The organism is Prevotella sp. AM34-19LB (assembly GCF_003468525.1).
In the GTDB taxonomy this organism is placed as follows: Bacteria; Bacteroidota; Bacteroidia; order Bacteroidales; family Bacteroidaceae; genus Prevotella.
In genome coordinates, this window is record NZ_QSIG01000017.1 from 61,116 (window position 1) to 69,638 (window position 8,523).

Below are 8,523 nucleotides of genomic sequence, written 5' to 3' on the forward strand. Positions count from 1 at the left end.
CAGGCTACAGTAGCTTAGAACCAGTAGCCGAGTGCAATCTGCCAAGAGTTGTTACGGCTCTTGTCAGCTTTTGTAACAGCATCAAAAGCCTTGGAGAAGCTAGCATCAGCCGACTTGCCACAAGCGATATTATAGTTGGCAGATATCTGAAGATGGCTCAGCAAGGTTACACCAGCACCTACGTTTACGCTGAAGTTTGACTTCTTCAAAGAGTAGTTGCCCACCTTTTCCAAATCAAAGTTCTTGTCACCCACATTGAAGCCCCACTGTGGACCAGCAAAGAGAAAAACGTTAGCCAGGCTGCTCAAGCCAAAGCCGTAACGTACGTTGACAGGAATATTGATAGACTGCTGTTTCACATTAGTCTTTCCAAATTCATCATCAATATTATACTTAACGTCAGCCTCTTTCTGGTCGTACAAAGCTGCAGCATCGAAGCTCAAGCCTACGATAGGTACAGTAACCTTCACCATAGGACCAACAAAGAAACCAGTCTTGTTGGAAGCATCAAATACATCTTCGCTGAAAGACATGCTTGTCACGTTCAAACCACCCTTCAAACCGAACTTAATCTGAGCGTTTGCGCTAGTAGCATACATCATTGCAGCCACCATGAATACAAGTGATAAAATCTTCTTCATTTTTTTACCTTTTTAAATTGTTACTAATTCAATATGTTCACATTATATGTTGAATACAACATCTCTTTTACTTAATGGCGCTCTCTTCGCACCGTGACTCTAGCCGAACCGCTGGCAGAAGAGGTTCTATTTTTAGCCTGCTTTGTCTTGACACGGGAAACCTTGCCAGTATTGGCAGATGCGCCACGCAATCCTGTGCTTCGGCGATTCTTCCTTACACTACCCTTTACATCCTTTGCAGCATGGGCAATGCTGTCCAGCGAATCCTTTCGTGCCTGATTGCCCCAGATATTCTTCTCAAAGGCAACCAGTTCTGCCTCGATACGTTTCTGCTCCTTTGTCATGGCAGAATCCGTGGTACAGTATTGAGAAAGGGTTTGTCCCAACAGATTATTGGTCTTGTAAATCTTACCCTTATACTGATTTCTGGCAAAGTAATCATCAATGCTCATCACCACGGCATTGTTCAGATTGCTAGTCATCACCTGCTGTCGGGTGAGATAAGGAGCCAGATCATCATATTTCACCCAAAAGAGGGGATACTTGGTTCCACCGTCTCCAAAGTCATCCTCACGGGTCATGATAGGGCAAAGCGCCAATACCTTGGTATGGAAGGTAGCTGAACGCTGGTCGAAGAAACTGCTTTCCTTGATATAATACGATTTCACCTCACGCGAAGGAATATCGCTGTTGTCTAACTTGATTCTACCATTGGCCTGCTTCTCGTAGTAGATATGATAGTTATCCAGGAAAGACTTCGGATCCACCCGGTCGGCAGCGGCAAAACTCTCATTACCATCCATTCGGTATTGGAATACGGTAATCTTTCCCGTCATCATCAACCTGAAGATGGTGGTAAAGAGATTCATCTGATTTCCCTTCGGCTCTACAGGATAATAAAGCGCAGCATTGGCTTCGTTGTTGAGATCCAGTTCACGGTAGATATCTCTTCTCCAAACCACGTCCTCATCCATCGGGAGAGCAGTAGGAAAGGAGAGCTGCGCACGCAGGGTTGGAGTATCGCCATTCTGCTGCGCTGCTTTCTTCTGTGCTGCCGCCTGCCTGCGGGCCTCAGGTTGTGCCCAGATGCCCTGCACCATTCCCAAGAGCAGGAACAAGAACAATATCTTTTTCATTGACTTTGATTTTTAAATTTGAAACTCCGTTATTACTTTACGATAACTTCCATTGCCGAAGGCAGGGTTCGCATGATGCCGTCGGGACCTACAGCTCTGATATGAGAGATGTAGAAACGACGGTTGCGATACAGCTTTCTGAACTCCTCACGCTGTCTGTCCGAGAAACTGGCTCCAGCAGAAGCCAGCGGAATGGCATTACCCATATTGTCGAAGAAGACTGTTTCGAAACCTACGACCTTGAAAGGAATATCCAGAAGTCCATCATCGATGGCTGCATGAATGCCCGTGGCACCCATCAGATTGGCCTTTGCCAAACCGCCACCTCTGAATCGGTCTGTTCCCATTGCGATATAAGCGGTAGGATCTGGCAATTTTCTGACTTGGAAAACAAAAGGCGGCAGCGAGCGAACCTGTCCCTTATCTCTTGCCGTTACATGAATGGTAACATCCCTGCCAACGGTAGATGGAGTCGCCACGAAATGACCATTGCCTTTTGATACGAACGAGCCACCACTCATAGAGGCAGAGATGGCATTCGCCGGAACACCTGGCACACTGATACTGATAGGATTGGCATAACCTGCATAAAGCACATTCATCAGGTCGGCTGCCACTGTAGCTGAATTCGGCACAGGCAACACCGTATATTTCTGCCTGAAGTCACGACGGATTTCCTCACCCTCCTTACCTTTCATCAGAATATAGCCACTAAACTGATGTTCTCCTACCCCACCAGCCGTAAAGCTATATCTACCATCAGCAGCCTGAAGCCGACTGCCATTGACATAAATCTCAGGGCGCTGGGTACTGTCTATAGCCGCCATCACCACCTGTGAGTTGAATCGCTCACCCGCATAAAGGGTCGTCTTTTCAGGAATCACGAAGGCATTCATCTCACTCACATTCAGTTCCATGAGTTTCACATCCTTCTTATCATCGCCCTTCCGCGGTTCATCCTGCAAGCTTCTCTTCACCTTCTCCACCAACGACTTTCCCTTGACACCAAGTTCCTCTTCTGTAGGAGTATTCAGTGCCAACATAGCCATCAAGACGACATACATCAGATTGATCATCTTCTGGCGTGGTGAAATCGGTCTTTTCTTTATTGCCATTTATTTTTCTTTTAAGTTTGCGGTCATCGCTGCAATCATACGTGCATAGATGCTGTTCAGTTGCTCTATCTGCTGAGCCATCTTCCGGGTCTGTTCGTTAATCTGGTCGATGGTACCAATCTGCTGACTGGCACTTTTCAACTGCATCTCATAAACCTTGGTAATACCGGTAAGCGTGCGGTTCAGGTTTTCCATCTCCTCACTGTCACGAGTCAGACGGGAGCTCTGCTCATTAACCTTACCAAGAGTATCTACCAGATTCTTCAGTTCATCCACATAGCTGCTCTGCACTTTCTGCATTTCCTCAGAAGCTACCTGCATTTCTGCCAAGGCATCCGGCTGAACTATTGGGGAAGCCTGGTTGGCAACACCAGCAATTGGAGAAGAAGATGCTCCCATGTTAGAAGCAGCCACATTCTTGTCCTGATATTCTATCTTACCCGTCTCCAGATATTCCTCCGTCACATGAGTAGGAAGCTCTCTGCCATCAGCAGTCTTATCGAAAGGACGGTCGAAAGCTGACAGGAAGAACACAACAATCTCAGTGCCCATTCCCAGGAAGATCATCAGTTTGGCTCCGGGAAGATGCGTCAACGTGAAGAGAGTACCTGCAATAACGATACTCGCACCCCAACTATATGCATAGTTCAGGAAAGTTTGTCCCGGAACGCTATCCATCCACTTCTGCAGACGATAGACAATATTATATTTACTATAGTCACCCATTTTGATTATCTCCTATTCTTATTTCTTGATGGTTTCTGCTTGGCACTCGATGTCGTAGCCAGACTTCTTACGCAGCGGAATCCGATATATGATCGTGGCTGGTTCTGGTATTCCCAAGAGCGCCATGCCGAGCGGATAAAAGATTCCGAATCTTTCCAGGAACCACCTCTTACACTCTTTTTCTTCAACCGATATGGATCTTCCTTGGCTGCATTGTATTTCAGGTCAGGATTCAGATCATTCATCGCATCCACTCCTGCCTCCGTATAAACGGTGCTGGTCCATTCCGCCACATTGCCAGCCATATCATAGAGCCCGTTCGAGTTGGGTGAATAAATACCCACCTTACTCGTTATCAGGTTACCATCCTTGGTATAGTTGCCCCTATCTGGCTTGAAGTTGGCATAGAAACATCCATCTCCATTCTTTACGTCAGCATTGTCCCAAGGGAACTCACTCTGATTCTTTCCTCTGGCAGCAAACTCCCATTCTGCCTCTGTTGGCAGACGGTAACGCTGCACGAATCTTGCCTCCGGTCCCAAACCTTTCAGAAGGTAGTCGGTACGCCAGGCACAAAAGGCATTCGCCTGCTCCCAGGTGACACCCACAACAGGATAATCGTTGTAGGCTGGATTACTGAAATAGCTTCTCAGATAAGTTTCATTATCTGAGTTGCGGAAATCATTCACCCAGCAAGTTGTATCCGGATAGATATTCACGATATAAGTATTGAGGAAATCCCACGGACCGCTCAACGGGCGGTTGATGGTCTCTCTCACCACTCTACCCTCATCATCATAATAAGCGGTATCCTTCGAAATCATCACTACCTCATCAGGATTTATCTGGATATCTGTATTCAGACTGCGCTCCTGCGGATTGATTCGGTTACGGCGAAGGGCTGCTGCAGTATAATCATAGATTTCATACTTATAGTTGAGCTGGCGCCAATCAATCAGCTTCTCACCGGTCACAGGATTCACATTGTAGAGACTTTCTATCGCACGCAGTTCATCCTCATTCGGCTTTCTTGGCAAAGGCTTCTTCCAGTTAACCTGCGGAGGAACCGGGTCGCCATTCTTGTCTTCGGTAATCATATAGGTCTCATCACCGGCATAGGCAGGATCGGCAAGACGGGTACGAAGGATAGAATCGCGTACATAAGCAACAAACTGCTTGTACTCAGAGTTCGTAATCTCAGTATCATCCATCCAGAAACCATCTACGGAAACATCCTTACGGGGTGTCTTTGCACCCCATAGTGAATCCTGAGTCTCAAGACCCATCTTCAGGAAACCACGGTTCACCTTTACCATTCCGTAAGGTGTAGGCTCCACGAACCCTCTTCCGCTTACGCCCACAACTTCTCCTCCTCTACCTGCCATGGAAGTAGATTTGGCACTAAAACAGCCACTCAGGGAGAGCAGTGCTACAAGTGAGCAGAAGAGTCCTAATATTTTCTTCATTTCTATATTCATATTCTTGATGATATACTATAGTATTCTAACACTTTGATGTTTGTTCTTTCCTTTTTTGGCAAGACTGATCTCTGTCTGGTATCCTATGAAGAGTTCATGGCTACCATTGCCCGCATTCAACTTCGAAGTATAGCACTCATAACTGTACCCAAGCATTACCCCATGAAAAGTACCTCCCAATAGAAAGGTCACAGAATGATCAGGACTGTAGGTGAGTCCACCATACAAATGCTTTCCCTCGTGCTGATATACCAGCCGCCCAGTAACATCGCCTCGCCACGCCGTACCATCATACCTGACAAGAGCAGATGACTTTATAGATAAAAACGGATTTCTCAGTTGAATATTGTATCCACCAGTCAAATAATACGTTGCATCAATCTTAAATTCATTTGAATCCCCCAGATTGATCGTAGTAGAAGTAAGATGCTGCCCTGAAAGCCCAACATACCAATTACGATGAATGAAATAGAGACCCAAGGCAAAATCCATTCCGCTTCCCTCTACATTTGTCGTAGCAAAAGCAGGGTCGCCCGATTCTTCTGCATCCACCTTGCTTCCATCAAAACTCTCACTCAGCATACTGCCCTGCAATCCAAAGCTCATCATTCCTCCCCATATCTTCTTTTTATAAGCATACTGCAGGCTAAGACGCTGATGGGTAAAGAGACCTATCTGGTCATTCATTAGCGAAACGCCCACACCCTGCTGATGATTGAAAAGCAGGAAAGGCATATCAGCTGCCAGATACATCGTACGGGGATTGTGTTCGAAGCCAGCCATATCAAGAGCATAAGCAGCCGTAACATTCAGTTTTGCCTGCTTACCCACTGCTGCAGGATTGAAGGATGACTCCATGTCGAAATAATGACTGAAGGATGGATCATACTGCGCTCTCGTACAGAGCACGCCTGCCAGCAAAAAACATAATATGATGATTCGTCTTAACACAATGTAATAACGTAAATTGTCGCTGAATATTATATATAATGTAATGATTGTAGGAACATCCAGGCAAATATAAACTGGAAAAGGAACATAAAGAAGATGAAAAAGGCTGTTCTCCGTATAGAGAACAGCCCTATCATCGACTTTTAATATTCGTCGTCATTCCAGAGGAATATTAGGCTGAATACCAAACACTTATAGCCTTCTAACTTTTTTATTGAACATTTTATTAAGGAGTAAAAGTCGCTAAAAGGCTTTTCTAAACCTATCTTGCAACTCCTTGATTCGCTCTAAAAGTTTTTCGAAAGATAAAGTCTGACCATAGATAAAGTGGTTACACATCTCTGCATAATCACCTTCCCAATCCTTCATCAACTCTTGCCTAGGAACGAAATCAATCTCACTAGGCATCAACTTAGAATAATCTACATACCCAACAGCATAGTATATGGAACGATGCTTAACTATACGCTCATACAAATCAATATCCTGCAGGGCTTGTTTGCCAAATCCTGTATCCATCAAGCGTTCGAGATCATAAAGATGTCTAGACATTCGGACATGACGAGGAGTCTGTTTCTGAAATTCCTCGCATAGCAGGAATGCCTTCTCTAGGAATGTTCGAGTAGGCACAACTGTTCTGACCGTAGCTGTAGCCGCCGCATCTTCTCCAGGGAAAGTCTGCTCAATATATGATGAAATCAAACGGTCTTCCGTAGGTTCATTCATAGACAAGCAACTAATCTCTATCTTAACTCTTGGCGGAATATACTCTATCGTATGACCAAGCATAGACTCATAATGAACGAGAATGACAGACGGATCCTTATCACTTGCAACGGGACTTGCCTTACCATCCTCATCAATTTCCTCTACTACATTTTCTATATGGTATCCTTCCACACCAAGTTTCTTTAGATTTTCATCCAACTCTGCTGAAACTGTATCAAGAAAATACCTACGTGCCTTCTTGCGAAGTTTTTCACGCTGATTCTTTGTCGTCTTCTCTATACCGAAGAATTCATGGCTTACAGATAAGTCTATATCCTCACTGAATCTTTCTATCAAATTCCATCCTTTACTGAGACTTGTACCTCCCTTAAAGATGAGTTGATCTGCACATGAACATTTGAAAAGAGCGTTGAGCACCACAGTTACTCACCAGTCCTTTTCAATTGCAACCTGATTAATACGAAACTTCTCTTCCGCACGTTGCAACATTGCTATTCGTTCATCTATTGTGTGATTTAACCAAAGTGTCATAATGCTCGTTTTTATCTATTATATCAGTTATCAGCTTTCTCATCCATACTGGCATGAGAGTAAGGTCTTGTACAAACAAGTCTTTATGTTCCTCTTCATTGACCAATTTTCTTATGGTAGAGAGTTCTTGATTACCTACATTCTTTTGTCCTAATGTTCTAAGAGCTTGTACAAGAAGCGCTGCCAACACTGTCTGAAAAGCAAAGTTCTTAGGAACACTTCTCTTCAACTCTATAGTCCGATTTCCAAGAGTCAAGACTCTTCCACTTCCCGATGTCAGATAAGTATATTTTGTAGGCACCTGTGTTGAGAGTCCAAGTTTGTTGAGCGCTGTAACTCCTGAAGGTTGTATTTGTACCTTATCTCGCTGGGCTATAGCCATCACCATTTCATCTATTGATGGATAGACTATCCCAAATCGGGTATTCTTAGGGCGAAGATAAACCCCATTAGCTAATCGAACTATATTTCCCTTTTTTTCTTCTACAGAAAGTGCACGACTTACCACCTTCTCATTATCATTGATGTCCGAGAAGTCTGAGATGAAGAGAATCTGCCCTTCACTTGTCTCGTATATACGGTTTGCTATTTCTGCCATATCGTTTTCTTTCTTTAATGGTGCAAAAATACAAAAAATCAGCGATATGCGTAACATACCACTGATTAAATTAACTTTTTTTATGTAGAAAACTTTGCAAACATTTTCCACAATCACTTATTCTTATTCACTCTTAGCTGTCTGTGGTACTCACAGCTCTTGCGTTGTAGTTCTTCCTTATGACTGGCATAATATCGACGTTGATACTCTTTTTTCGTGGCAGTTTTTCACTCTTTAGGAGACATACAGGCAAATTCTCCGAATGAATCTGGATACTGCTTGATTATTGCAGTAAAGACTGCGGACAAGACCTGCACGACAATGGAGTTTCCGGCTCGCCAATATAGAGAATAGTCAGAAGTCTTACGATGACGACCATTTATAAACATAAGTTTCGCTATTTGTTCTTTTGTGTAACCTTCTTTACCTCAAATCCGCAACCTATAGGGTTTAGTGGGATTTTGCTTGCAAAGCGACAAAATTCATTTTATTGTACATATTTCTTGCATAACAGAAATGTCGCAGACACAAAATCCCCTTACCCCATAAAGCGACTTGAGGTAATACGCTGGTTTAACCAGAAAAGCATGGTCTTTAACCAAAGTCTGTCTTGAACAG

At 44.1% G+C, this 8,523-nt stretch carries 6 protein-coding genes and 2 pseudogenes; all 8 read right to left on the reverse strand.

Annotation, left to right across the window (positions count from 1 at the left end; all coding sequences use genetic code 11):
• Positions 1-14 precede the first annotated feature (14 nt).
• The 8 genes and pseudogenes from DW830_RS07155 to DW830_RS07190 all read right to left on the reverse strand — a co-directional run bounded on the left by DW830_RS07155 (position 15) and on the right by DW830_RS07190 (position 7,905).
• Positions 15-641, reverse strand: coding sequence for a porin family protein (locus DW830_RS07155; protein ID WP_119249397.1), 627 nt, complete (start codon positions 639-641; stop codon positions 15-17).
• Between the two features lie 71 nt (positions 642-712).
• On the reverse strand, positions 713-1,777 hold the full coding sequence (gene gldN, locus DW830_RS07160; protein WP_119249398.1) for a gliding motility protein GldN: 1,065 nt from the start codon (positions 1,775-1,777) through the stop codon (positions 713-715).
• A gap of 32 nt (positions 1,778-1,809) precedes the next feature.
• Positions 1,810-2,706: pseudogene (gldM, locus tag DW830_RS07165) on the reverse strand (gliding motility protein GldM); the annotation flags it as partial.
• 186 nt (positions 2,707-2,892) lie between these two features.
• Positions 2,893-3,618, reverse strand: coding sequence for a gliding motility protein GldL (gene gldL / locus DW830_RS07170; RefSeq protein WP_119249400.1), 726 nt, complete (start codon positions 3,616-3,618; stop codon positions 2,893-2,895).
• 5 nt (positions 3,619-3,623) lie between these two features.
• Positions 3,624-5,084, reverse strand: coding sequence for an SUMF1/EgtB/PvdO family nonheme iron enzyme (locus DW830_RS07175; protein WP_119249406.1), 1,461 nt, complete (start codon positions 5,082-5,084; stop codon positions 3,624-3,626).
• A gap of 27 nt (positions 5,085-5,111) precedes the next feature.
• Positions 5,112-6,047 carry a type IX secretion system membrane protein PorP/SprF gene (locus tag DW830_RS07180; RefSeq protein WP_233544418.1) on the reverse strand — a complete coding sequence of 312 codons (936 nt, stop codon included), beginning with the start codon at positions 6,045-6,047 and terminating at the stop codon, positions 5,112-5,114.
• A 243-nt stretch (positions 6,048-6,290) separates the two neighbouring features.
• Positions 6,291-7,307 (reverse strand): annotated as a pseudogene (locus DW830_RS07185) (nucleotidyl transferase AbiEii/AbiGii toxin family protein).
• The gene (locus DW830_RS07190; RefSeq protein WP_089543958.1) at positions 7,276-7,905 is read right to left on the reverse strand and encodes a DUF6088 family protein; all 630 of its coding nucleotides are present in this window, start codon (positions 7,903-7,905) and stop codon (positions 7,276-7,278) included. The pseudogene DW830_RS07185 and the gene DW830_RS07190 overlap by 32 nt, the downstream one beginning before the upstream one ends.
• Between the last annotated feature and the right edge of the window lie 618 nt (positions 7,906-8,523).

Coding starts and splice junctions, on each gene's coding strand:
- DW830_RS07155 (WP_119249397.1), bottom strand. CDS start 641: ATGAAGAAGATTTTATCACTTGTATTCATGGTGGCTGCAATGATGTAT.
- gldN (WP_119249398.1), bottom strand. CDS start 1,777: ATGAAAAAGATATTGTTCTTGTTCCTGCTCTTGGGAATGGTGCAGGGC.
- gldL (WP_119249400.1), bottom strand. CDS start 3,618: ATGGGTGACTATAGTAAATATAATATTGTCTATCGTCTGCAGAAGTGG.
- DW830_RS07175 (WP_119249406.1), bottom strand. CDS start 5,084: ATGAAGAAAATATTAGGACTCTTCTGCTCACTTGTAGCACTGCTCTCC.
- DW830_RS07190 (WP_089543958.1), bottom strand. CDS start 7,905: ATGGCAGAAATAGCAAACCGTATATACGAGACAAGTGAAGGGCAGATT.